The following is a 24,403-nucleotide window of genomic DNA, read 5'->3' on the forward strand; positions in this document are numbered from 1 at the left end:
AGCCCAGGCCATCGAGTGAGGACCTGACGAGCGAACGACAGAAGGGCCCACGAGATACAGAAGCCCATCCGTCTCGGTTGTGATCTGCATCCCTTTTCGGGAGTTCACCGACAGCCTTAGTGAAAATCTCACCGACGCATAGGGTGTGAGAAAAGCTCTCCGGATGGTGTCCCCTCGCCTCTCGAAGGACACCGACGTTAATAGTGGAGAGAGTTCCGAGGCCCTGGCCCCTACATGGTGGCCGGGGCTTCTTCATTTTTGGCTTCCGATTCGCATGGGAGCCAGCAACCGCAAGGAGTTCCTTATGTTCGATCGTCACGCTTTCGCTGCCCGTCGTATCACCCTTGGCCTGTCCGTTGAGGAACTGGCCGACGAAATGCTGGTTGCCCCGTCCACCATCTACCGGTGGGAGAACGGGGAGACCTGCCCGAGCCTGCGGATGCTGGTGCAGGCGTCCCGGCACCTGTGCACGCCGCTGCTGTCCCTCATGAGCGACGCCGACACCGAGCAGTACCGCAAGGCCACCGCAGTGGACGCCCTGCTTCGCGAGGGCGCCTGATGCCCAACATCGAGAGTGAGGAGTTCGCGGAGGCTCAGGCCGTGGCCGCCGACTCCGAGAACGACGAAGCAATTGCCGATGGCGTGGAGAGGGCAGCGGAATCGGACCTCACTGAGAGGGAATCCGAGGATGCCATCAAGGCCAAGGAAAAGTACGTTGCCAAACTCATTGATGTGACCATGGATGACTTGATCGGGAAGCTGAAGCGTAAGCGACCCGATCCGGAGTTTCTTGGGTTCGTGGATTACGGGCAGTTTCTCGGGACGGATGGCCTTCCCGATGAGAGCCGCATCAAGGAGTTCGTGACCAACCTTGAGAAGGACCCTCAGAAGGTTGAGGAAGAGGCGCAGTACGCCCAGGGCATAGGCGTGGGCCGTCACGGGCCGCCCCAGGCCGGGTATGCCCGCAAGACGCTTTCCCTTGACGCCCGTTACCGATAGCCCGCAGGAGGACCTTTGACTACTCACGCATACCAGAACCCCGGCACCAAGACGTTCGTTCCCGAGGTGTGGGACTCCGAACTCCTCACGCAGTTTGACCCGTTGCTGGTGTGGGCGTCTCCGCTCGTCACCAACCGGAAGTACGAGGGGAACATCAGCAAGCAGGGCGACACGGTTCACGTGAACTCGCTCCTGCGGCCGACCGTGGGCGACTACACCCTTGCCGACGGCATGACCTCACAGCGTCCGGAGACGGTGGATCAGATCATCCACATCACGGAGGCGAAGTACCTTCAGGTACTCACCGAGGCCATCGAGCAGCTCCAGGCGGCCGGTTCGCTGTCGGAACCGATCAACCGGGAGATGATCCGGGGCCTTGCCCTAGAGGCCGACACGTTCATGGGCGCCATTGTGGCTGCCGGGGCCACCGCGGCCCCGAAGGTGACCACCACGGCAGGCCAGGAACCACAGGCCCTGTTCACGGCGATTCTGGACATGATGCTCGCCCTGGACGAGAACGACATTCCCAACGACGGCAGCCGCTATGTGGTCGTCTCCCCGAAGGCGAAGCGCCACCTGATCGAGCACCCGAGCATCGCCAACGCCGCCGCGTACGGGGCCGCTGGCGCCACCGCCAACGGACACGTGGCCACGCTGGCGAACTTCAAGGTCCTGTCCACCACGGCCATGCCCACCGGCGTGGACATCGTGGCCGGTCACCCGGACTTCGCCACCTTCGCCTCTCAGTTCTCCGGCTTCCGTCAAGGCCAAAGCGAGAAGTACCGGGGTGACTACCTCGACAACGTCCACTTCTACGGCGGGAAGATCGTCCGCTTCCCGGCACTGGACACCAAGAAGGCGGACAAGACCTTTGACGAGACCAAGCCCACCAAGGGCATCGTGAAGGCGGCCGTGGAGTGGGCTACTCCGGCCTGACGCCGCATCCCCTCCGGGGCCTCTGCCGAACTGGCAGGGGCCCCGCTTCCTTTGTTCCTTCGAGCTGGCCCCGGAGCGCCCTCCCGTTCGCGCTCCGGAAGGCTGGCCGTCACCCACCGCGACCATCCAGGAGGCTCCACCATGCCCAAGCCACGAAACCCCCAGTCTCCGCACTCCCGATACCGGGAGGCGCAGAGGATTACCGTCCTGCCGCTCGACCACGGATTGCCCGTCCCGGATATGCCAGAGGGGCGGGAATGGTCGGAACATGAACGGGTCTACTGGCGGGAATTGTGGGAGACGCCGCAAGCCTCACAGTGGGACGATTCCACGGCCGGAATCGTGTCTGCAGTTGTCGTTTATTGGTCCGCGATCCTGGCCGGTACAGCGTCGAACACCCAGCACATGGAGTACCGCCATCTGACGAAATCGCTCGGTCTCACTCCGGAGGGAATGCGGGCGCTCGGCTGGGTGACGGGAGATGAATAGCAAGCTCGCTCGACGGAGGGCTCAGCAGAACGTCAGCACGCCACCCGAGCCCACAGGGCAGCAGGAGCACAGGGCGGGGGTCGAGTGCCGTTACGCCTGCTCAGAATGCTGGCTGAGCTGGTGCCTGCACACGGCCTGGCTGGCCGCAGACGGGGCGGCGGAACCGTGGGGCGACGGACGCCGACATGCTCCGGAAGCGTGCTTCGAGTGCTGAAAATTGATTGGCAAACATTCGATGGAAGGAGGGCACCCCTGGTGGGTCCTACGGAGAATCAATAATCCATTACCCCCCGTATTCATGCAATTAGAGTTATGTGTTTGTGATCTTGTATTTATATGGGCGTGACCTTTGGTCGGCATTGTTGATCTCGTACCGCAGTGAATGCGGGGCCGTTGAGGAAACCTCCGGCCACTCACTGAGACTTCACCTGTCAGCCTGAATCAAAGGAATGCAGCGCCATGCGTAAGACCGTTCTTGTACCTGTGCTCAAAGCGGTGTGCGATGCCCACCTGTCGAAGGACGGCAGCGAGGAAGAGGCGACGGAGACGCTGACTCTGGGGCACCGCACGTGGGACCTGTGCCTGGAGCACCGGGCCGTGTTCGCCAGGTACCTCGTGGATGCCCTGGGAGCCGGTCTGCCGGAGGCTGACGAATCACAGGATGAGCCCGAGCCTGCACCCGTCACGATGGTTGCCGAGCCTGAGCCCGTGCCTGTGGCTGAGCCGTCGCCCGTCGTGGCGGAGTGCGATGCGGAGGACGTGAGCGAGTCAGCGTCGGAGGCTGGGCCTGTGCCGTCCGTGATGATCAGCGGAGAGATCGACGGGTACGACTGGGAGTCGGCCCGTCAGGCCGTGCGAAACCTGGGCTACGAGGTAGTTGGCCGTGCGGACGAGTCCACAGTCCTACTGATCGTGGGTGAGGGTGGCGACCGCAACGGTACGAAGCTGCGAGACGCTGCGGAACGCGGACTGCCCGTGATGGACGTACGGACCCCGGGCCGGTTCCGGGACGCGATTCGGGCCGGTGAGTTGGTGGGCGGTGATCCGCTTCCGGAGCCTGCCAAGGTCGATCGGTCGGGCATGAGTGAGCGTGAGCGCAACAAGGCCGTACGGCGATGGGCACGGGCCAACGGCTACACCGTGCCGGATCGCGGACGCATCCCGCTCCACGTCCGCCACGCATGGGAGCTGACGCACAGGGACGCGCCGGAGGGAAAAGCGGCTGCGGCCTGAACGCCGCGCCCACCGTGCCGGGCGCCGAGTGCGCCCGGCACCCCCGGCCAGAGGCCACCCAACTAACCCTTCTTGAGATAGAGGCAGCATGAGCACCCCCGTTCTGTACGGTCCCATCGGTCGCGCGGTCCGCAAGATCGCCCCGTTCCTCGAAGCGGACGCATTGGGGGTGTACGTGGCCGCCCTGTCGATGTGGTCGGCCGCCATCGGTGGAACGGTCAAGGTCTCTTCCCGTGGCAACGCCCGGCCCGTGCTTCTGTGGTCGGCTCTCGTGGCCGGAACGGGCAGGGGCAAGGGAACCGCGCTGCGGGCGGCGCTTCACGTCCTGGACAAGTCTCTGGGTCGGTTCCTGGCAACCCACACCACATCCGGGATCACGTCCGGAGCGAGTCTGGTCAACCACCTGTGGGAGCAGCAGGAAGCGACCACCGAAACTGAACGGGGCCGGGACGTCCGGGCCCTGGTGGTGGAGGAGGAATGGACGGAGGTATTGAAGCGGGTCAAGCGCGACCCATCGTTCACCACCAAACTCCGCGCTGCCTGGGACGGGGCAACTCTGCGCAACACCACCAAGGAGGAGGCGCAGGAAATCCGTGATCCCGCCATGGTCCTCCATTCCCACATCACTCCGTCCGACTGGGCCAGGTACGTAGGCGAGTCCGAAGCGGCCGGAGGCTCGTACAACCGCATCCTGCCGTTCCTGCTGGGCTCAGTGCCGATGCTGGATGACGACCGGGTGAGCCTGCCCAAGGTGGACGGGGGAGACCTGTCCGACGCCTACGCATGGGCCACCGCCCGCCCCCGCGTGCTCGCACTCGGAGAAGACGCCCGGCCGCTGTGGCGGATCGTAAGGCGCTATGCCCGCATCCTGGGCGAGACGCTGCCGGAAGCACAGGCGGTGTACGTCGAACGGACCGCAGAGCAGACGCTCAGGGTCGCGGCCTGCCTGGCCGCCTCCGAGTGCTCCGAGACCATCACGGACGAGATCCTGACGGCCGCCTTCACGCTGGTACGCCGCTCAGTCCGGGACGCGGTGAGTGTCACCAGAGGTCAGACCGCGATTCGGGAAGTCCCGCAGCGTGGGAAGCGGCAGCCGCTCAGCATCGCGGACAAGGTACGCGCTCGGATCGAACTGCACGGCGGTGCTGCCACGTCGTCTCAGGTCCTCCCGTACGTCGGGGCGACCGCAGCGGAGGTCAAGGCACTGCCCGAAATCGCGGTGACTGTGGAACGGTCAGGGATGACCGGTCGACCGAAGACGGTGTTCACACTCCGCGATGCCACTCCCGATCACGCAGAGCAGCCGAACGAGGTCCCCAAGCCGCAGCCGGCCAGCGCGGAGCGTGACGACGCGAACCGCGCCACGGTCGTGCAGATGGACGCTTACCGCCCGGCACCCAAGCAGGCCCCGGAGCCCGCGCCCAAACCGAAGCGGTCGAAACCGCTCACCGACGTGAACCCCTTCCTGGCTCTGCTCTGAACCACTCGAACAAACCCAAGAACGCCCCCGTCGAAACGGGGGCGTCTCTTTGCTTAGGGCCTACTGCTGGCCGACGACGTTATGCGGATCGTCCAGCCACACCCGCTGTCCGTCACGATCGACCGACAGGCCGAACCGGGACCGTTCCGGCTTCCCCAAGTCATGCCAACTAAGGAACGCCTTCCGCACCTCATCCCACAATGCACGGGGCCCGTACTGCTCCACCTCGTACGTCTCCGCGTCCGGGGCGTATTCCACGGTCGCCCACGACTTCCGATCGTCCGCGAAGAACCACAGAGTGGCTTCCCCACTGTCGTCGTCCGCGTCGCACCACCGGTACCACGTATCCGTGAGGCTCAGGCCGGTGAAGAACGCCGGATCGTCCTGGATGACGTTCTGCGGCGCGATGTCGGTACTGCCCTTCTCTCCCTCCTCCCCGTGGTAGATGTCCGGGATACGCCCCGCACCGCCTCGGTGGGTGCGGTCCCACATGAAAGCCGGGTGACCGGAGAACGACCCCTGAGCTTTCCCGTTCATCACGTCCAGCGTCGCGTACGAGCCGTTGAAGAAGCTGCTGCCCCATGGGGTGACGATCCGCCCGTTCGGGCACTGCTCCAACCACGCTGGCGGTACTTCGCGCATAGTGCAGGTGCAGATGATCCGGTCGTACGGCGCGCCCCAGTGATGCCCGTCACGGCCGTTCCCGAGAATCGTCGTCGGGTGGAATCCCGCCCGTTTCAGGTTCTCCGCAGCGGTGGACAACACTGCCTCGTCAACCTCCACCGAGGTCACGTTGTTCTCGCCCAAGCGGTGAGACAACCAGGCGGCGTTGTAACCGGTGCCCGTACCGACCTCCAGCACCCGTTGCCCCTCCCGTACATCGAGCAGGCCCAGCATTTCGAGCATGATCGACGGCATGGAAGAGGACGAGGTGAAGAGCCGGAACGAGCCTTCCGGTGTGCTCTCCCCGTCGTTCACCTGGGTGACCACGGGCGCATCCGAGTAGACCGCCTGCAACCAGTTCTCGGGATCGGTGGAGAAGTCCCCTTCTTCGATGACCTCGGGAATGAACAGCGCGCGATCCACAGAGGTCACGGCGTCTCGCCACTCAGGCGGCAACACGCCCTTGCTCTTGAGCGCCTCCACGAGCCGCTGTTGCGTCGTCATGCGGCCTCACTTCTTCGGCGGCTCGTACGGCTTGGTCGGGCCCGGCGGCTTGTCGCGGTGGCCGTCGCTGTCGGACGTGTCGGGCCTGCCGGAGTGGTCTCCGCCCTTCTTGCCCATCTCTGTCTCACTTCCCGTTGCTGACAATGACATGACGGATCAGAAGCCATACTGCATACGGGACTTCTCCCGCTCCCGCCGCTCCATACCAGGAAACGCACGGTGGTCGAGTGCTCGCGTGAGCTGCGCCTGAAGGACCGACGCGTCATCGACGCTCAGGAACACTTCCTCCGTCGCGATGTGCACGGGGCCACGGAAGACCATGGCCGAGACCGCGACGTGGTCGCCGACCATACGTGCACCACCAGTGAGCTTCAGTCTGCGAGGGGCTTCGTCGTCCGCCATGCCAATGACGCTACGAAGGGCGGTAGTTGCCGGTCCACGAAGTTGCACGTTGTTGCAGAGCAATCAGTCGAGAGCGTCAATCGCCCTGCTAATCAAGGTCCGGGCGCGCGGCCCGTACACGGCCATCTCGGCGAGGCGTGCAAAGGCCCGCTTGTACACGTCCACCTCCGTCGGTGTCGTCACGGTGACCTTCGCGGCCAGCAACTCAACGTGGACCCGCTTGTCATCGAACATCGTGAACGTCTCTGGCCCCCACATGACCCGGGACGCAGTGCGAGGAATGATGCCCAGTGAGACGGCGGGGTAGGCCATCGCCGTCAACAGGTAGCCGAGCTGGCCGGCCATCACGGAGTTACTGCCGATGCGGTGGGTGAGTACGTCTTCCTCGATGAGCAGAACAACGCGGTGGAGGCCGTCGCGGATGATGTGGGACCGGTCCACCCGTGCGGCTGCGGCCTCGTTAACGTCGTTGGGAAGCCCCCGAAACTCCGCAATGAGGGACAGAAGGGCTCGCGCGTAGCCCTCGGTCTGGAGGAAGCCGGGCATGACCCGAGCGGAGTAGGCGCGAAACAGCGTCGTGCGTTCGTACAGTGGGACGCTGGCCTGTTGCAGCCTACGTAGGCCGGTGCGCTGCATTCGCCGCCACTCGACATACATCGAATCGGCGGATCGGGACGAGGCGATGAGGTCTGCTGCCTGTTCCTCGGCGTCACACGCAGTGCACCAAGCCCTGATATCGGAATCTGCCGGTGCGGTCTTCGCGGCCTCGATGCGAGACGTCTTGGCTTTGTTCCAGCCGCACTGATCAGCCAGCCCTTGCATCGTCAGATTCGCATCAAGCCGTAGGTCCTTGAGCCGTGCCGAGACGGACTCACGAGCGGCCTGGGCGCCGGAGAACGGAGACGATGGCATGGGCTGGCTGACGGGATGCGAGGCGGATGATCAGACCGTGTACTCCTCGTGAGGGATACCGCGTTCCCATACGGCCTCAAATGATGCAGCGAATAGCTTGAGGACTGCCGGTTCCGTACTGAACTCGTCAGCGACCAGAGAGCCGTCCCCGGCGAAGTGGTGAATCCTGGCCAATCGATCATCAAACAACCAATAATCATTGCCAGGAAGGGCAAGATCCGACGCGAGGCGGCGGGGCAGCCATCGGACCTGTTCCCCAGCACTGACGTTGGCACGTGTGACGTAGTGCTCCCAGCGGATGTACTCCGAGACCGGCTCGCTCACGATGCGGGCTCGGCGGATCGACACGCCCCGCGCCGCTGCTTCGGCAATCTGGTCGTGGAATCCCCGCCACCACGTTGCCCGGTCGTCCCAGTTGATCCGCGCTCCGTGTCGCCACGCAGCGAACCGCTCGTTATCGCCGTAGGCGTCCCGCATCTCCAGGTGGACCGCTGAGCGGTCTGTGTCCCTGATGACCTCAGCGAAGCTCGGCTGAGTGTTCTGCGGCATCGCATGCCTTCCTAATCTGCGGCACCATTCGCGCCGGGATACGAATGACAGCCTCGGTGTCAGGGATCGAACCGACCTCCAGGCACTTCTGCTGTGTCGCGTCGTCGGCCTTCCACCCTTGCAAGACGAGATCAGCGTTCTCGTCGTCAACCCAGACCGTCGGGCAGTGGTCGTCGTCCGTGTTGGGGTCCTTGCCGAAGAACAGTAGAGACATGGCTACCTCTCCCGCGTCGAGCATGTTGCGACTTGTTGCATGACCCTCACCCTGCGGGGGCGGCTCGTCAAGGGTGAGTACGAGCCAGCGGCCCCATGAGAGAGGGGCGGTTAGGCCATGACCTTGTGGTCTATGCTGCTGTGCGATCTTGTTTTCGGAGGCATCCGAACCCATGACTCACGGGCGCCAGCTCACGCGGTGCTCTTGCCAGTGATCCCATGTGGTGAACATTGCCTCCCAGCCGTCCGGGAACTTGACCGTGACACCCAGCTGCACCGGCTCCGTCGCCGGGTGTTCGTCCAGCAGCTCCGCGACGCCCGCCCGGCACACCACGATGCAGGCGTGCCGGTGCCGGGAGGCGAGTACGCACAGGCGGCCGGTCTCCAGATGGAAGGCGGTGGCGTCGGGGCGGCCGGAGAGCGGGTGCAGGACGACCGTGACATCGAACTCGCGGCCCTGGAGACGGTTGGCGGTGTCCACCGCGACGCCCGTCACCCCCAGGGCGGCGAGCGCGGCGCGGACCGCCGCCGCCTGATCGCGATGGGCGGTGCCGACCGCGATCCGGGCAGCCGACAGCGGTGCCGGACCGTGGGTGTGCTCGCTGGTCGTGGTGCCGCCGCGGTCGAGCAGCCGGCGCACCACCAGGGCCACCGCGCGCACCGCCTCCGGATCCGTGCGCGGCGTGTGGCGGGCGGGGAGTTCCAGCAGGCCCCAGCCGGATTCGGCGGCCTCGTCCAGGACCCGGTCCACGCCCGAGCCGTCGGAGGGCACATCGAAGGCGAGGTGCCGGTCGCCGTGATCCGTGCCGCTGCGGAACGGCGTGTACGGATAGAACGCGTCGGATACGAGGGGCGCGGCGGAAGCGGGGAGGCGCCAGGAGACCGGCAGGCGGTGCTGCGGCAGGTCCGGGTTGTGGGCCAGCAGGGTGGACACCGCGCTCGACGACGGGTCGTACGCCAGCCCGGCCCACTGCTCGGCGCCGACCACGCTGAACGGATCCAGCTGCCCCGGATCGCCGACGAACAGCGCCCGCTCGAAGAGCCCGGCGACGGTCAGCAGCGCATCGGAGCGCATCTGGTACGCCTCGTCCACGATGGCGTGCCGCCACGGCTCGTCGACCTTGGTGTACGCCCACTTCGCGGCCGTCGAGACGACGATGTCCAGCCCGGTCAGATCGGCCGCCTTCGCGGACGTACGGACCGCGGGCAGCTCCGCCAGCGCCGGGTCGAACGCGCCGGGCTCGCTGCTGTGCAGCCGGCCGACCGGCAGCTCCCGGTCCTTCTCGGCCAGCCGCAGGACGAGGTCGTCGACCTGGGCGTTGGTCTGCGCCACGATCATCAACGGGCGTCCCGCGGCGGCCAGTTCGCGGGCCGCACGGACCACGAGGGTGGACTTGCCGGCGCCGGGCGGGGAGTCCACGACCACGCCGCGCCGGCCGCCGTGCAGCGTGTCGTGCAGGATCGCGGCGGTCGCGGCGGTGGCGGCGGCCGCGGGGTCGAAGGAGCCCGTGGGGTTCAAAGGAAGTCCTCCGGGGTCATGAGGTCGGGGGCCTCTGCGGGTGCCCCCGCAGCGCACGGCGGCGGGCCGCCGTGCGTCCAGGGCGTGTCCTGGGGGTCCGGCAGCTCGGGGCCGCCGCGCGGGGCGTGCTCGAAGAGCGTCCAGCACACCGTGTCGTCCGGCTCCGGCACCGAACCGGGCTCCGGCGTCCGGCCCCGCCCCATTCCGCCCGTCAGCCGCACCACCAGCGCCCCCGGCTCCTCCAGGACGTACGACACGAACTCGGCGGTCTGCGTGCGGCCGTCCGCCAACGGGCGGTACAGCTTGGCGCGTTCGGACAGCTGCGGGCGGTCGGCCGTCCGCAGGGTGACCAGGGGGCGCGGCATCGGCCGCCTGCCCTCGGAGAACGCCGTCTCGACGGCCGTGACGGTGCCCTGCAGCGCCTCGCCCGCCAGCCTGCGCCCGGCCATCACCAGCGGGTCGTCCAGGGCCTCCTGGGCGTCCAGCTGGGCCTGCGCGGTCTCCCGCGAGGCCAGCTTCTGCGCGGCGGTGACCGCGTCGTCCCGCTTGGGCTGCGGCGGCTCCCCGGCGCGCACCCGGTCGCGGTGCGCCGTGTACGACCAGCGGTCGCGTTTCCAGCGGTCGGCGACCCGCGCGCCCTCCGGGAGGGCGCGCAGCAGGTCGATGCCGCGCCAGACGGCGTCCCACGTCGGCCGCAGCTGCCCCTCGATGAGGCCGCGGACCTCCTCCTCGGCGCCCGGCAGCCCGGCGTCGAAGCGGGCCATCGCGGGAGCCAGCAGCCGGTTGTCGAACGCCGGGTCGGTGGCCGGGCCGGCAGGCGGGCACAGCAGCTGGCCGTCCGCGTCACGCGCCGACTCGGCGCGCTCGGCCGCCTCCCGGCCCGAAAGGCCCGAGGCGCCCGCCGGAGGGTCGATCCAGGCGAGGAGCGCGCCCAGGTGCTGGTCCTCCAGCGGGCTCTGGCCGGTCGCCCAATGGCGGGTGAGCAGCCCCGTCATGGACAGCAGCAGACACGCGCCCGGCACCCGGGCCCGCTCGCCGAAATGAGTGAACCAGCGGCCCAGGAGCGGGACATGCGGCGGCGCGGGATACGGCGTCTCCGGATCCTGCTCGGCCGTCCGCCGGAACCGCATCGACCGGCCCAGCAGCCGGACGAAGTCGACGCCCGCGGCGCTCGGCACGATCAACTGCGGGGCATCCGCGCACAGTTCGACCTGGACGGGGACCTTCTTGCCGGTCTCCGGGTCGGTCTCCTTGCGCTCCTGCCACTCGACGACCTCCGCGAAGCCGTCCACATACGGCAGCAGCAACTCCGCCAGCTCGGCGAGGAACGCGAACCGCAGATCGCGGTTGCGCGGCTGCGGTACGGCCAGCAGCGCCGGCTTCTCGCGGTCCGTGCCGACCAGTGCGCCCAGCGGGGCGCCGGCCTCGCCGGAGGTCGTCAACGGGACGAAGACCAGGGGCTGTTCGGACAGATGGCGGTGCCGGACCGTGGCCAGCGGCCGGGCGCGGCCGGCCGCCACCGCCTCCATCCGGGCCAGCGTCTCGATCAGCGGCATACCGGTTCCTCCCTGCGGCCGGCCGCCGCGCCGGCCAGGGCCTCGGCGCGGAGGGCGGCCGCCCGGCGGAGGGCCTCGACGGCGGGGTCGTCGGGGGTGGGGGCGTCGGGGGGAGTGGTTGCGGTGGGAGGTGTGTTGGCGGGGCCGGGGGCTGTGTCGTCGGGGGCCGGGGTGGCATCGCCGTGGAGCGTCGCTCCGCTGCCCGGTCGTTCCCGCGTCGTCCCGGTGGCCGCCGCGAGGACGTCCTCGACGGTGCGCAGGCCGCCCAACTCGCCCCGTACACCGCGGCCCAGGGGCTCCACCGCGCCGTCCTCGCGGGACCGCCTGCGGCAGTGGAACGCCAGCTCGCAGGCGGCCAGGCACTCGGGGGCGTAGGCCGCGGCGACCGCGTCGACGGCCGCGGCCAGCTCCTCGGGCGGGCGGGTCGGCACGCCGTCGTCCGTCAACCGCAGATCGAAGGTGGTCCCCGGGGGGAGCGCGGCGGTGATCTCCTCGATGCGGGTGAGACGGGCCAGCTGCCGCCGGGTCGTCGCGAGCTGCTTGCGGATGTCGAGGGCCGCGGCGGTGGGGAGGTTGGAGAAGTCCTTCGGGCAGACCAGCAGTACCCGCTCCCCGACCCGGACCGCGCGGCCGGTCCGGGCGGCGACATGCCCGGCGACCGTCTCCAGAGCCAGGACGTACACCGCCGCCTGCCGGGCCGCGGCGCCGACCTTCGCGGCGTCCGCCGCGCCGTCGATCATCGGGAAGGACTTGATCTCGACGACCGTCCAGCCGCCGTCCGGATGCACCACCACCGCGTCCGGCTCCACATAGGCCGGCGAGCCGGCCACCTCGACGGCCAGCATCGGATGGTCCAGCAGGGCCCAGCCGCCGGCCGCGGTCGCCTCGCGCAGCGCCAGCGCCGTACGCGCCGCACGGCCCTCCGGGCCGGCCGCGGACAGATCGGGCAGGGCGACCGCCGCGCTCTCGGACGCCGCGCTGCCCGGCCGCAGCCGTTCGTGGAGCAGCCGCAGCAGATCCGCGCCGCCGTCGGACTTCACCCGGGACTCGAAGGAGTTGCCGCGGATGAGCGCGAACTGGGACTGGCCGTACGTCGCGGGCGAGCCGAGCGCCTGGGCGAGCGCGCTCTTGTCGATGCCCGCGCCGTCCAGCAGCGCGCGCCGCCGGCAGCCGGGGTTGGCGGCCAGCGCGGCGAGCGCGCGGGCATCCAGCGAGCGCGGCCGTACGCCGGGGCCGCGCAGCTCGGTCAGGCTCCGCCGCACGCCGGGACTCGGCGTCGGCTGCTCCGCCGGCGGTGCGGCCGACGCGGGTCGACTGTCGCGGTAGACGTTCACCCGCGGAAGTCTCGCATCCGGCACCGACACGCGAGGCGGTCACCCGAGAAAGGGCCCGTTCGGGATGTGCGGAGGGCTGGATCGGGACGTGTCCGGCCGGTTCGTGACGGGGTGCGGCCCCCACCCGCGCTCCCGCCCCCGCCTCCGGGCAAAACCGACCGATGGGTCATGATGGGAGGTCCCGCGGTCCGCGTCGGCATCAGGCCCCGCGTGTACCGTCCGCACCGAGCAACGAGCAGCCGAGGAATCGGCGAGAGGTTACGACCATGGCAGCGCGCATATTCCTGGCCAGGCACGGGCACACGGAGTGGGCCCTTTCCGGCAGGCACACCGGGCGGACGGACATCCCGCTGCTGGACGAGGGCCGGCGGGGCGCCAAGCTGCTGGGCGAGCGGCTGCACCGCACCCCCTGGAACGGCCTGCCCGGCGTCGAGGTCCGTACCAGCCCCCTGGTCCGCGCCAAGGAGACCTGCGAACTGGCCGGTTTCGGTGACCGGGCGCAGGAGTGGGACGCGCTGATGGAGGTCGACTACGGCGCGTACGAGGGCCTGACACCGGCCGAGATCACGGCGATACGGCCGGACTGGCTCCTGTGGCGCGACGGGGTGCCGGAAGGGGAGACGCTCGCCGAGGCCGCCGCGCGGGCCGACGAGGTCGTGGCCTGGGCCCGCTCGGCCGACCGCGACGTGCTGGTCTTCGCGCACGGCCACATCCTGCGCACCCTGGGCGCCCGCTGGCTGGGCCTGGACATCTCCTTCGGGGCCCGCATCCGCCTCGACCCGACGTCGCTGTCGGTGCTGGGCTGGGCCTACGGGGAACCGGCGATCGAGCGCTGGAACGACACCGGCCACCTGGGCTGACCGCAGGACCGGGGACCGGAGGACCGGTCGTCGGGCGGCCGGGCGACGGAACCGGACGGCCACCTCGGACGACGACCGCCACGGCAACCGCATTCCCACGACACCGCCGGCCCCACGACGCCGGTCGCCTCGGCCGACCGGCCGGCCGACGACCGGATCCACGCGCGGCCCGGCCGCGCCCCCGCCCCGGCCGCCCTCCGCCTCACCCCGTCTGACGCCCCGTAGTCTCCGCCCCGTCCCGCACCCCCGTCGACGTCGCGTGCCGGTCCAGGAATTCGGCGACCGTGCCGCGGGCGCGGTGCGGCCGCAGGGCGCGGGCGGTGCCGTCGAGCATGGTGCGGATCCGTGCCGAGTGGACCTGTTCCAGCAGGGCCAGCGTCCGGACCCCGGCCGCGGCGGCCTCCTCGGGGACGCCGCTGACGGCGAGATTGGCCGCGAGTTCCGCGGTGAACAGGGCGATGTTGCGGGTGAAGTGGGGGTCTTGGAGAGCGACCGCGCGGCGTGCGTGTTCCACCGCGCGCCCCCGTTCGCCCAGGGCCGCCCAGCACTGTGCCTCCAGGCCCTCCAGCTCGGCCTCGCCGTAGAAGCTCATCCACTCCGGGTCGTTGTCGCACGGCCCGCCCGCGAACAGCCGTTGGGCCCGTGCCAGTGCCTGCTCGCAGCCCGTACGGTCGGCCAGGCCCGCCCAGCCGCCCGCCTCGCGCAGGGCCAGCAGCGACAGCAGCCGGGGCGAGGCCAGATGCTGGGCGGCCTGTTGTGCGGCCTGGGCGGCGCGTACCGCCTCGCGTGGCCGGCCGGCGTCGCGAGCGAGGAAGGCCGTGTTGCAGAAGGCGTGCGCCTCCAGGGCGGTGTCGCCGCAGACCCGGGCGGTGGCCAGCGCCTCGGCGTAGTGTGAGCGGGCGTCGCCGTGCCGGCCCGAGTCGTGCGCCAACCAGCCGACGGTGATGGCGAGTTCGCCCGCACCGGTGTGCAGCCGGTCGGCGATCGTACGGTGCTGGATGTGGGCGTCGAGCATGTCGTAGGCGGCCCGCAGCGGCTGCGTGGCACGGCGGTAGATGCCTTCGGCGCCGTGCCGGTCGTCCAGCAGCCGGATCCGCCGGACGGCTTCCTCGACGGCGGTGGCTTCGGCCGCGCCGGCCCGGCCGCCGGACGGTGTGCGGGGGGCCGGGATGCTGACGTTGGCAGCGGCGGCGGGGTCCAGCGGATGCAGGGCGGTGAGGCCGAGGGCGGCTGCCGGGCCGCCGGTGATGAACGCGCGACGCAGCACGTCGCTCTCCTCGCAGTTCTGGATACGGGTATCGCGGTGGTCGGGGTCGGTTGCCAGGGGCGCGGCGCTGACCGCAGCCGTACGCGCCCCCCGTCCGCGTACCGTCTCGCGCGGTGCGAAGCCCATGTCCGGCAGCGTCAGGCCGGGGAACATATGCCGGAACACTCGCTCGTAGGCGTAGTTCGGGCACCGGATCTCCCCGGCCTCGACGCGCCCCACATAGCGGGCGTCGCACGAGACCTGCTCGCCGATCTCACGGGCGGCCCGTCGGACCGCCGCCGCGAACTCGCCCGGGGACAGCCGGCCGCGCAGCTGTCGGAAGGCGGTGTTCGGGCGGGCGGGTACGGTGTGGGACGACGCTGATTCTGCTGGTGGCGACGCCATGGCGGACCCTCTCCGTGCCCTCTCCGTGCCATCTTCGTGGCGATGCCGCGTCCTGGCGGTGCGGCGGGACGACCGTACCGGCCGGGGCTGTTGCGCCACTCGGAGTTTGGCCTACAAACCGGATATCTCACCCGCGATCTGCCATGAAGTGCCATCCTTTGCAGCGTTACGCCGCCGTAGCTGTTGACGTGCCGGGCCGTTAAACCCGGTGTAAAGAGGTGCGACGCGTGCAGGAGGAGGGGTTTTCCGTGGGGGAGACCGGCGTGAGCAGGGGCGTCAACGGATCCGACCACGGCGTGCTGCCGGAACCGGCGCAGCCGTGTGACCTCGTCACGGTGCCCGCCCGGCAGGGCCTGGAGGCGGTCGACATCCTCCGCCTGCGGGACGGCGTCGGCCCCGTTCTGCACGACGGAGCCTGCCTCACCCTCGGTTTCCTGGTGCCCCCGGGCACGGCCGCCGGATGGGACGTCCCGGGGAGCGCGTGCACCCAGACCCACGGACGCGGGATCGCGCTGGACACGGCGTACGACGGGGCGAACACCACCGGGGGCGCCGGGGAGCAGCCCGTGACGGGCACCGGCTGGCTGGTGCCCCCGGAGGGCGCGTACGCGGCCGCCACGGATCCGGTGGTGCTGCGGGCGGCGCTCGGCGAGGCGGCCCGCACGATCGAGGCCGTGGACCGCTGTCAGTAGCCGTCAATGGCCGTCAATGGGGGCCGTGTAAGGGGAGTTGACGGGACGTGCGGTGGGAGGCGGTGCGTCCGGGGTGTGGTGGCGGGCCCGTCCGGCTGGTGCCGGCCGGGCCCTCGGTGTCCCGGTGCCCGTTTCAGCGGGCGGGTTCTCCGGACGGCGCGCTGGTGGCGGCCTGGGTGCCGGCGGTGGCCGGGCGGGGGACGGTGACGCCGCCGTGCCGGTTCTCCAGCCGGCTGCGTACGCCCAGCATCAGCCGGTGCGCGGTGAACGTCGCGCCGTAGACGAAGCGCATCGACGGGCCGAACGACGGCGCGGTCAGCAGTCCGGCGAAGAACAGGCCCGGCCAGGACGACTCGAAACCGGGGCTCAGTTCGGGTGCCCGGCTGCTGCCGACGGTCCGCAGGGTGCCGCGCAGCCGGGCGTCGAGCAGCCGCAGCCGGCCGAGATCGGGGCGGAAGCCGGTGGCGGCCACCACGTGGTGGGTGTCGAGAGCGGTGACGCGGCCATCCTTATGGGTGAGTTCGAGTCGGACCCCGTCGTCATGGGGAAGCGCGGCCCTGATGCGGTGTTCGAAGAGGACCGGTACGGCGCGCTCGAAGCGGGGCCGCAGCCACCAGGCACCGGCCGGGCCCAGCGCGGACTCGGCGATCCGCACCCGGGTGCGGGCGGGCAGTCCGTGCACCGCCCAGGGGAGCTCCGACCACACCCAGCTCGGCCAGCCGGTGCCCAGACCGCAGTGCGGGTCGCTCAGCGCGCGCAGCCGGCCACGCTCCAGCGGCTGCGGCGGGGCGTTCCAGCGCAGCCGGCCGGCGCGGGCCACGACGCGGGGCCGGGCGCCCTGTTCGGCCAGCAGTGTCGCGGTCTCCAGGGCGGCCTGCCCGGCGCCGATCACCGTGACGTCCTGGCCGGCGAAACCGGACAGATCGCGGTGGTCGCTGCTGTGCGAGGTGAGCGGGGCGGGCAGCCCGCGCAGCGGTTCGGGGCGGTGGGCGAACGGCATGACGCCGACGGCGAGGACCACGGTCCGGGCCGCGATGCTCTCACCGGCGTCCGTCTCGACCCGGAACCCGCCGTTGTCCGGGCGTACGGCGGTCACGGTGACCTGCTCGACCTGGGGGATGGTCCGCTCGCCGAACCATCTGCCGTACGCGGTGAAGACGTCCAGGGGCAGCGGGACGCCGTGGCGTGCGGTGATGCCGCGGGCGGCGCAGTAGTCCGCGAGGGTGTGGTCGCCCGCGGGGTCGGACAGGTTGGAGGACCAGGGTTCGGACTTGAGGAACATGCCGGTGGGCATGTGGTCGCGCCATGAGGCCATCGGGCGGCCCAGGACCCGCAGGCTCAGCCCGGCCGCGGACGCGTGCGCGGCGATCGAGAGTCCGTAGGGGCCGGCGCCCACCACCACGAGGTCGTACATGGAAGTTCCCTGCTCTTTCTGATCGTGCGGGTGCGGCCACCGGGGAGCGTCCACGGCCGCGCTGGTCAAGGCTGTTGGGGCGGGCCCAGGGGGTGCGCGGGCACCGGGCGGGTCAGATGCGGCGCGCCGGTGCGCATCCGGTGCGCGCCCTTGCGGACGCCGCTGCACAGCCACGAGCCGGACATGGCCAGGGACGGCAGCGGGTCGTCGACGGCGAACCTCACCCGTTCCACGCCGTGGCGCCCGCCCGGTACCGCGTCCGGGGGGATGCCCGGGGTCGCCCGGTGAAGGCCGTGGCCACCGTCGACACCAGGGCGTGGTTCTCGGCGCGGAAGAGCCGTCCGGGCGCCGCGTCGGCGGCCTGCTGCGCGCTGCCGGGGAGGGCGGTCGCCGGGTGCGGCAGCGCCGGCTCCCGGCACAACCGGGCGGGTTCGGCCTTGTCGGCGACACGTTCGCGCAGGCCGGCGGGCTGGCCGGGGAGCAGGAAGCGGCCCGGCTGTCGGCCGGTGAGGCGGGCCGCGGCGCTCGTGCCGTGGTGAAAGGGGTCGGGGTCGGGCCGGAGCAGAAGTACGGGCACATCGGTGTCGAACGATGGCATGTGCGGAGTCCTTCACGTCGATGGACCGTGCGGGCGACGGAACTCGCCAATGGGCTATCAGAAGGCTTTCCGGCAGCCCATATGGGGATCCGCTGATTACCGTCAGGGATCAGCACGCCCTATTGCGGGCGTCCCCAAAGGAGTCACTATGTCCCAGCGCAGCCGGAGGCTGGTGGGCGCCACTCTCGGGGCGGTCACCCTCTGCCTGCTTCTTTCCTGTGCTCCTGTCCCCGTGCCGGGCCGTGCCGCCGTGGCCGAGGACGGACGTCATCCCCGTGCGGGCAGCGGCCCTCCGGCATATCCGGTGTCTCCGGTGCCCGAGATGCCGCTGCTGCCCCTGGGCGCTTTTCTCGGCTCCGACGAGGAAGGCGTACGGCGGCTGTCCGCCATGGAGCGCTGGCTCGGCGGTACGGATATCCGGGTCGGCCACACGTATGTGCCGGGTGACCGCTGGTCGGACATCGAGGGACGGCCGGAATTCCTCCGGCCGTGGGCGGACTGGCGCCTCGGGGACGACGACCGGATGTTCGTGCTGAACGTGCCGATGATGGAGCGCGACGAGGCGCACCTCCCGGACTCCGAGGTGCGCGGGCTGCTGCAGCGCGCCGCGGCCGGCGCGTTCGACGGGCATTTCCGTACGCTGGCCCGGCATCTGGTGGACCTGGACGTCCCGGACACCGTGATCACCCTCGGCTGGGAAATGAACGGGACCACCTACACCCATCGCTGCGGGCCCGATCCGAGGGCCTGGAAGGCGTACTGGCGCCGTATCGTCACCGCGATGCGCTCGGTGCCGGGACAGGAATTCCGTTTTGATTTCGCACCGGCCCGCGGCGCGAATGCCATCGGCTGGACGAAGTGCTACCCGGGCGACGATGTCGTGGACATCATCGGAATGGAGACCTACGACCGGCCGGCCGGCGAGACCTTCGACGCGATGGTCCATCAGCCGTACGGGCTCCAGGCGCAGGTCGATTTCGCGGACGCGCACGGAAAGGAGATCTCGTACCCGGAATGGGGGCTGTTCGACAACGGCGACAACCCGGAATTCGTCACGCGCATGCTGGAGTGGATCGCCGAGCACAGACCGCTCTACCAGAGCATCACCGATTACTGCCCGCACGGCGTGTGGCGGTGCCAGGAGAATCCGCGGTCCACCAGAGCGTTCCGCGCCGCGCTCTACGGCCTGACGGAGGACACCCCGCCCCCGGAGCGGGACCGGTGGGACAGCTGCGGTCCGTCCGACTCCGGGAACGGCGTCATCCGCCGCGCCGGCCGCGTACCGGAGCTCCATCGTCACCTCGCGCCTCTCGCCTGCCAGGTGTTCAGCCGCGCCCGTACGCCGCGCAGCGACGTCAGCCGTTCCCGGGCCAGGCCGGCCGCCGGCGCGCGGCCGTGTGTCTGCGCCGCATACAGCCGGCACGCCGGGGCCGCGGCCCCGGTCCCGGCGCAGGAGCCGTCGAGCAGCACATCGCAGAAGTCCGGGACGCTGCCGCCGAGCGCCCTCAGTACCGGCAGCGGACGGTAGGTCGGCATCAGCGGCGCCGCCCCGACCAGCCGGTCCGCGCGGCGCCAGGACGACCCGCAGCCGTCCCGGTGTGCCGTACGACAGCCACCAGGGGCACCGAGGCCGGGGAGGAGACCTGGCAGCGGCCACCAGCGGGGCAGCCGGCGCAGCCAGGTCCGCGGCCGGCCGGCCGACGCGGTGGCCGCGGGCGCTTCCCGCACGGTCCCCTCCACGGCGCGGCTCACCTCTTCGACAGCGAGGAGTCGGCGGCGGAGCGCGACCGGGCCGGGTCCGGCAGGGACACGTGCGAGGGGGCCGCCCCCGGCGTGGGCGCGCGCGACGGGAACAGCCGGGCGCCCGTCGTGACGACGAGGGCATGCTGGTAGACGGCCATCAGGGACTCGGCGGTGTGGTCGATGTCGTAGTGCTCCACGAGGGGCGGGACCGGCAGCCGGGGCGGTCCGGTACGGCGCAGCGTGCGGATGGCGGTGGACAGTTCGTAGGGGTCCGGGGCGCAGCGGCGGGCGCCCGGGGCCTGGCTCGCGGGGAGCTCGTCGACGGCAGGGCAGCCGCCGTGCAGGACGTGCAGCCCGGAAGCGAGTGCCTCGACGACGGCCAGGCCGAACGCCTCCTCCGGGGACGGTGAGACGAAGACGTCCATCGCCGACAGCAGACCGGGGATGCCGGGCTCCGCGTCCGGCACATCGCCGGTCGCGGGGCCGACCACCCCGCCACGGGTGCCCAGCAGATGGATCCGGGAGCCCGCGCCGAACTGCCGCGCGATCCTCTCCAGCGCCGTCCGCTCCGGCCCTTCGCCCGCCAACAGCAGGTGGACGCCGGAGAGATGGGTCACCGCCCGCACCAGGACGTCGAACCGCTTGCCGGGCACCAGCCGGCCGACACCGCCGACCACGAAGGCGTCGGTCGGCAGGCCCAGCAGCTGGCGGACGGCGGCGCGGAAGGCCGAGCGGTACATGAAGCGGTGCGCCTCGATGCCGTTGGGCACCACATGGATCCGCTTCCCGGGCACGCCCCAGCGGCTCAGCCGGTCGGCGACGGTGTCCGAGACGGCGACGGTCGCGGACCCCAGCCGTTCGGTGGCCCGGTACAGTCCGCGGGCGCCCCGGCTGAGCCGCCGGCCCTCCATGACCGCTTCGCCCAGGGAGTGTTCGGTGGCGACCACCGTCCGTACGCCGGCCAGCCGGGCGGCGATCCGGCCGTAGACACAGGCCCGGTAGAGGTGGGTGTGCACCAGGTCGTAGCGGCCGCGACGGATGATCCGGGCCAGCCGGGGGATCGTGGTCAGGTCCTGGTTGCCGGCCATGCCGAGGTGGATGACGGGGGTGCCGTCGGCCTCGATGCCGTCGGCGACCGGGCCGGGGTTGGTCAGGGTGACGACCTCGCAGTCGGCCGGCAGCCGGCGCAGCAGCAGCCGCAGCTGCTGCTCGGCGCCGCCGATGCCGAGGCCGGTGATGATGTGCAGAACTCTCACAGGGTGCCTCCAGCGGCCGGGTCGGCAGTGCTCGTGGTGGGGGTGGACTCTTCGGGCAGCGGGCGGCGGCGCAGCGGATGCAGCAGCCGCTTGAGATGCAGCCGCCAGGAGGTGTCGGCGGCGCCGATGTGCACCCGGGGCAGGGCGAGCAGCCCGGTCAGCGGGCCGGGGTCGATGGCGCAGGCGTAGCCGTAACCGGCGCCGCGTACCGCCTCGACGGCCCGGGTGTCGACGGCGCCGTAGGGATAGCAGAAGCCTTCCGGGGCCCGCCCGGTCAGCTCGGTGAGCAGGGCGCGGCTGACGGCGGTCTCCCGTACCAGGGTCACGCCGTCGGCGGTGGTGAGGTCCTGGTGCAGCAGTCCGTGGGAGCCGATCTCCATGCCGGCGTCGGCGACGGCGCGGATGCCGTCCTCGGTCAGCAGCGGCTTGCGGGGCCCGAGCGGGTCCCAGGCGTTGTCGCCGCCCGCCCGGCCGGGCATCACGAACACCGTCGCGGTGCAGTCGTGGCGGCGCAGCAGCGGCAGCGCGTCGGAGAGGAAGTCGGCGTAGCCGTCGTCGAAGGTCAGCCCGACCAGCCCGGTGCCCCGGCCGGCGGCGCGGGAGCGCAGCAGCGCGTCGACGGAGACGCCGCGCAGTCCGCGGTCGCGCAGCCAGCGGAGCTGACGGTCCAGCCGGCCGGGGGAGACGGTGATGTGGTACGGGTCCTCGGCGACCGAGTGGTACAGCAGCACCCAGGGCGGGTTGCCGCGGGGGCGGCGCGCGGCGGGTACGGGCGCGGGTACCGGCGCGGCGACGGGCGGGGCGTCGACGAGCAGGTGGCCTGCGGGTTCGGGTGCGACGGACTTGGGCTCAACGGTCAGGGGTTCAACGGACATGGGCGAGCCTTCCTGTGACGGCGACGATCAGCTGACGGAACTCGGGGGTCCGCAGGGTGGGGGCGGTCGCGGCGTAGACGGCGGCACCAGCAGCGCCCCCGCGGCCGCACCGAGCAGCGGAGGCGGGGACTGCGCGGCGAGCGGGTCGCCCATGGCCGCGGCCGTGGCGGCGGCCGGTGGCGGCCGGCCGAGTCCGGCGGCGACCCGGCGCACCTCGACGGTGACGACCCGGGTGCCGAGGCCGCGCAGCATCAGCAGCGCGGTGGCGGTGATACCGGCGTCGTTGGCGGCGGCGATGCCGTGCGCGCCCCACCACCGGACCGTGCACAGCCCGGCCACGACGGTGAGCAGCAGCCCGGCCGCCATCGCGGCGGCCGGGTACCAGGTGGGCCGGGCGGCGGCGGAGAACGGCCGGATGAGGGCGCCGGCCGGACCGTGGCCGAGCAGCCAGAGCGCGTGGACCCGCATCACCGACGCGGTGGCGGCGGTCGCGGCGGTGAACACGCCCCGCCGGAAGAGGACTTCGGCCTGGGGAGCGCAGGCGATCACATACGCGGTGCCCGGCAGCACCACCAGCTCGGCCGGCGTCGGATCGCGCTCCCTCCGGCGCCGGGCCCGGTCCGCCGCACCGTCGGCAACCGCCCGCGCGACGACGGGAAAGGCGACGGTGCAGAGCATCAGCGACAGCACCATCGGCGACTGCGCCGCCTTCTGTGCGTAGTTCAGTTGCGAGATGGCACCGGCCGGCAGCGGTGAGGCGAGGAACCTGTGGACCAACGCCGTCGCGACGCCCCCGAGTGCGACCCCCGCCGCGGCGGCCCCCACCCCCCAGGCCGCGTGCGGCGCCGGCATCGTGCCGATGATGCAGAGGTTGTACGCGACATGGATCGCGGCCGGCGGGACAACGCTGCGGTGGGCGCGCAGCGCGGCGCTGAAGTAGCCGGTGACACCGAAGGCGAGGACGGTCAGCGCGGTCAGCCGGGAGCAGTGGACGGCCGGGCCCGGCCCGGCCGCCACGCACCGGCAGGCACGGCACGGTCGGGCCGAGCAGCGCCGGTACCGGCGCGGGGCCGTGCACGAGGAACGCCGTGCCGGTGGTGGCCGGACCGTTCGCGGCGATCAGCGGGACGAGGGCGGTCCGGTGCTGTACGGCGCGGCCGGGGCGGGGCGGTGCGGCGGTGTCATGTCCGGGCCGGCGCGGCCGATGGACCGTGACCGCCGCCGGCCGGGGCAGGAACGGGGCGGCATGGGGCGCGTCCGCGCTCTCCGTCGTCATCGCCTGATCCGTTCCCTGCTCTCGGGGCACGGCAGGCCGAGCAGTTCGTGGTAGAGATCCAGGACCGCCGCCGTCGTTCGCCGTACGTCGAATGTCGTCCGCACGTGCTTCCGGGCCCGGCGGCCCAGCGTCACACGCAGCTGAGGTGCGGTCAGCAGACCGCACAGGGCCCGTGCCAGGGCGGCCGGGTCGTCCGGCGGCACCAGACAGCCGGCCTCGGCACCGGGCGGCAGGCTCTCCCGGGCCCCGCCCACATCGGTGACCACCACCGGGCGGGCACACGCCATCGCCTCCAGCGGGGCCAGCGCCATCCCCTCCCAGCGCGACGGCAGGACGACCAGATCCGCCGCGCGGTACCAGGGGACGATCTCGTCGGCCGCGCCGGCGAACAGCACGCCGGGCGGCGCGGCGTCCTGGAGCAGCCGCCGGTCCGGCCCGTCACCGACCAGCACGAGACGGGCGTCCGGGACCGCCGCACGCACCTCGGGCCAGGCACGCAACAGCGTCAGCTGGCCCTTCTGCGGACACAGCCGCCCCACGCACACCACCAGGGGCGTATCGGCGGACAGCAGTTGCAGCAGGCCGAGCGAGGCGTGCAGCCACCGCCGCGCCGCGGCGTCGGCGGGCCCGGGAGAGAACCGCTCCGGGTCCACACCGTTGTGGATCACCGCCCACCGGGCCGACACCCCCGCCGCCGCGCCCCGCAGCCGCTCCGCCTCGCTCACACACAGCACCCGGTCCGACCAGCGCACCGCGAACCGCTCCCAGGCGAGCGCCAGTCGCCCGGTCGTCCCCCCGGCCGCCTCGAAGGACCAGGCGTGCGGCTGATGGACGGTGGGGATCCGGCCGCGTACGGCCAGCCGGGCGGCCAGTCCCGCCTTCGCGCTGTGCGCGTGGACGAGGTCGGGCCCCGTACGCCGGATCAGCCGGGCCAGCCGCCGGGTTTCGCCGGCCGGCCGCCGCCCGGGGGAGCGCTCCGCGAACCAGACCGCCACTTCGGCGCCCGCCATGGCGACGTCCCGGTGCAGCCCGCCACCGGGCGGCGCGGCCACCACGACCCGCAGCCCGGCCGCCACTTGGGCCCGCACCAGGTCCGCCACGACCCGGGCGACCCCGCCGTCCACGGGCTGGGATACGTGGAAAACGCAGGGAACGCCGGGAACGTGGGGAACGGTGGGCCGCTCTTCGGACGGTACCTCTTGCGGCAGCACGTGTACTGCTCCCTGATCGCCGGGCTGACAGAAATCTC

25 protein-coding genes are annotated in these 24,403 nt (G+C 71.2%); 9 read left to right on the top strand and 16 right to left on the bottom strand.

The features are described from left to right. The first annotated feature begins 304 nt into the window (after nt 1–304). The 6 genes from K9S39_RS28310 to K9S39_RS28335 all read left to right on the top strand — a co-directional run bounded on the left by K9S39_RS28310 (nt 305) and on the right by K9S39_RS28335 (nt 5,137). The gene (locus K9S39_RS28310; protein ID WP_248866162.1) at nt 305–559 is read left to right on the top strand and encodes a helix-turn-helix domain-containing protein; all 255 of its coding nucleotides are present in this window, start codon (nt 305–307) and stop codon (nt 557–559) included. Further along, nucleotides 559–999 (top strand): hypothetical protein, encoded by a 441-nt coding sequence (locus K9S39_RS28315; protein WP_248866163.1) that lies wholly within the window; start codon nt 559–561, stop codon nt 997–999. Before K9S39_RS28310 ends, K9S39_RS28315 begins: the two co-directional genes overlap by 1 nt. Nucleotides 1,000–1,014: 15 nt before the next feature. Next, nucleotides 1,015–1,935, top strand: coding sequence for a hypothetical protein (locus K9S39_RS28320; RefSeq protein ID WP_248866164.1), 921 nt, complete (start codon nt 1,015–1,017; stop codon nt 1,933–1,935). A 141-nt stretch (nt 1,936–2,076) separates the two neighbouring features. Further along, complete coding sequence (locus tag K9S39_RS28325) at nt 2,077–2,424, top strand: hypothetical protein (protein ID WP_248866165.1); 348 nt, start codon at nt 2,077–2,079, stop codon at nt 2,422–2,424. A 459-nt stretch (nt 2,425–2,883) separates the two neighbouring features. Further along, nucleotides 2,884–3,657, top strand: coding sequence for an Lsr2 family DNA-binding protein (locus K9S39_RS28330; RefSeq protein WP_248866166.1), 774 nt, complete (start codon nt 2,884–2,886; stop codon nt 3,655–3,657). An 88-nt stretch (nt 3,658–3,745) separates the two neighbouring features. Further along, nucleotides 3,746–5,137 carry a DUF3987 domain-containing protein gene (locus tag K9S39_RS28335; protein WP_248866167.1) on the top strand — a complete coding sequence of 464 codons (1,392 nt, stop codon included), beginning with the start codon at nt 3,746–3,748 and terminating at the stop codon, nt 5,135–5,137. Nucleotides 5,138–5,197: 60 nt separating this feature from the next. On the opposite strand, the gene K9S39_RS28340 is transcribed toward K9S39_RS28335, so the two are convergent. The 8 genes from K9S39_RS28340 to K9S39_RS28375 form a co-directional block, all read right to left on the bottom strand. Next, nucleotides 5,198–6,304: a methyltransferase domain-containing protein gene (locus tag K9S39_RS28340; RefSeq protein ID WP_248866168.1), complete on the bottom strand. Its 1,107-nt coding sequence runs from the start codon at nt 6,302–6,304 to the stop codon at nt 5,198–5,200. A 156-nt stretch (nt 6,305–6,460) separates the two neighbouring features. Continuing rightward, entirely contained in the window at nt 6,461–6,706 is a 246-nt protein-coding gene (locus K9S39_RS28345) for a hypothetical protein (RefSeq protein ID WP_248866169.1), read from the bottom strand. A 63-nt stretch (nt 6,707–6,769) separates the two neighbouring features. After that, nucleotides 6,770–7,618 carry a helix-turn-helix domain-containing protein gene (locus K9S39_RS28350; RefSeq protein WP_248866170.1) on the bottom strand — a complete coding sequence of 283 codons (849 nt, stop codon included), beginning with the start codon at nt 7,616–7,618 and terminating at the stop codon, nt 6,770–6,772. 30 nt (nt 7,619–7,648) lie between these two features. Beyond that, a complete protein-coding gene (locus K9S39_RS28355; RefSeq protein ID WP_248866172.1) occupies nt 7,649–8,167 on the bottom strand; it encodes a DUF6879 family protein in 519 nt (172 codons plus the stop codon). Continuing rightward, nucleotides 8,136–8,405 carry a hypothetical protein gene (locus tag K9S39_RS28360; protein WP_406708032.1) on the bottom strand — a complete coding sequence of 90 codons (270 nt, stop codon included), beginning with the start codon at nt 8,403–8,405 and terminating at the stop codon, nt 8,136–8,138. Before K9S39_RS28360 ends, K9S39_RS28355 begins: the two co-directional genes overlap by 32 nt. A gap of 153 nt (nt 8,406–8,558) precedes the next feature. Then, entirely contained in the window at nt 8,559–9,899 is a 1,341-nt protein-coding gene (locus K9S39_RS28365; protein ID WP_248866174.1) for an AAA domain-containing protein, read from the bottom strand. Beyond that, a complete protein-coding gene (locus tag K9S39_RS28370) occupies nt 9,896–11,455 on the bottom strand; it encodes a hypothetical protein (protein ID WP_248866176.1) in 1,560 nt (519 codons plus the stop codon). The genes K9S39_RS28365 and K9S39_RS28370 overlap by 4 nt, the downstream gene beginning before the upstream one ends. Then, a complete protein-coding gene (locus K9S39_RS28375) occupies nt 11,446–12,789 on the bottom strand; it encodes a hypothetical protein (RefSeq protein WP_248866177.1) in 1,344 nt (447 codons plus the stop codon). The genes K9S39_RS28370 and K9S39_RS28375 overlap by 10 nt, the downstream gene beginning before the upstream one ends. A gap of 266 nt (nt 12,790–13,055) precedes the next feature. Between K9S39_RS28375 and K9S39_RS28380 the strand changes: the two genes are divergently transcribed. Beyond that, complete coding sequence (locus K9S39_RS28380) at nt 13,056–13,649, top strand: histidine phosphatase family protein (RefSeq protein WP_248866178.1); 594 nt, start codon at nt 13,056–13,058, stop codon at nt 13,647–13,649. A gap of 202 nt (nt 13,650–13,851) precedes the next feature. Here the strand turns inward: K9S39_RS28380 and K9S39_RS28385 are convergent, their stop codons facing one another. Continuing rightward, a complete protein-coding gene (locus tag K9S39_RS28385) occupies nt 13,852–15,300 on the bottom strand; it encodes an ATP-binding protein (protein ID WP_248866179.1) in 1,449 nt (482 codons plus the stop codon). 248 nt (nt 15,301–15,548) lie between these two features. Here K9S39_RS28385 and K9S39_RS28390 point away from each other — a divergent pair, with 248 nt between their 5' ends. Then, entirely contained in the window at nt 15,549–15,992 is a 444-nt protein-coding gene (locus tag K9S39_RS28390; RefSeq protein WP_248866180.1) for a hypothetical protein, read from the top strand. 133 nt (nt 15,993–16,125) lie between these two features. Here the strand turns inward: K9S39_RS28390 and K9S39_RS28395 are convergent, their stop codons facing one another. The 3 genes from K9S39_RS28395 to K9S39_RS28405 form a co-directional block, all read right to left on the bottom strand. Continuing rightward, nucleotides 16,126–17,406 (bottom strand): NAD(P)-binding domain-containing protein, encoded by a 1,281-nt coding sequence (locus tag K9S39_RS28395; protein ID WP_248866181.1) that lies wholly within the window; start codon nt 17,404–17,406, stop codon nt 16,126–16,128. Nucleotides 17,407–17,471: 65 nt separating this feature from the next. Beyond that, nucleotides 17,472–17,639, bottom strand: coding sequence for a hypothetical protein (locus K9S39_RS28400; RefSeq protein WP_248866182.1), 168 nt, complete (start codon nt 17,637–17,639; stop codon nt 17,472–17,474). Next, nucleotides 17,627–18,004, bottom strand: a complete 378-nt coding sequence (locus tag K9S39_RS28405) for a hypothetical protein (protein ID WP_248866183.1) — start codon at nt 18,002–18,004, stop codon at nt 17,627–17,629. Before K9S39_RS28405 ends, K9S39_RS28400 begins: the two co-directional genes overlap by 13 nt. Nucleotides 18,005–18,152: 148 nt before the next feature. Here K9S39_RS28405 and K9S39_RS28410 point away from each other — a divergent pair, with 148 nt between their 5' ends. Then, nucleotides 18,153–19,532, top strand: coding sequence for a glycoside hydrolase family 26 protein (locus K9S39_RS28410; RefSeq protein ID WP_248866185.1), 1,380 nt, complete (start codon nt 18,153–18,155; stop codon nt 19,530–19,532). Nucleotides 19,533–19,752: 220 nt separating this feature from the next. Here the strand turns inward: K9S39_RS28410 and K9S39_RS28415 are convergent, their stop codons facing one another. The 4 genes from K9S39_RS28415 to K9S39_RS28430 form a co-directional block, all read right to left on the bottom strand. Further along, on the bottom strand, nt 19,753–21,003 hold the full coding sequence (locus tag K9S39_RS28415) for a glycosyltransferase (RefSeq protein WP_248866187.1): 1,251 nt from the start codon (nt 21,001–21,003) through the stop codon (nt 19,753–19,755). Further along, nucleotides 21,000–21,728 carry a polysaccharide deacetylase family protein gene (locus K9S39_RS28420; protein WP_406708167.1) on the bottom strand — a complete coding sequence of 243 codons (729 nt, stop codon included), beginning with the start codon at nt 21,726–21,728 and terminating at the stop codon, nt 21,000–21,002. Before K9S39_RS28420 ends, K9S39_RS28415 begins: the two co-directional genes overlap by 4 nt. Nucleotides 21,729–21,905: 177 nt before the next feature. Continuing rightward, the gene (locus K9S39_RS28425) at nt 21,906–22,895 is read right to left on the bottom strand and encodes a lipid II flippase MurJ (protein ID WP_319949588.1); all 990 of its coding nucleotides are present in this window, start codon (nt 22,893–22,895) and stop codon (nt 21,906–21,908) included. 255 nt (nt 22,896–23,150) lie between these two features. Next, nucleotides 23,151–24,365 carry a glycosyltransferase family 4 protein gene (locus K9S39_RS28430; protein WP_248866191.1) on the bottom strand — a complete coding sequence of 405 codons (1,215 nt, stop codon included), beginning with the start codon at nt 24,363–24,365 and terminating at the stop codon, nt 23,151–23,153. Between the last annotated feature and the right edge of the window lie 38 nt (nt 24,366–24,403).

Origin of the sequence: Streptomyces halobius (genome assembly GCF_023277745.1) — a bacterium.
GTDB classification, from domain to species: domain Bacteria; phylum Actinomycetota; class Actinomycetes; order Streptomycetales; family Streptomycetaceae; genus Streptomyces; species Streptomyces halobius.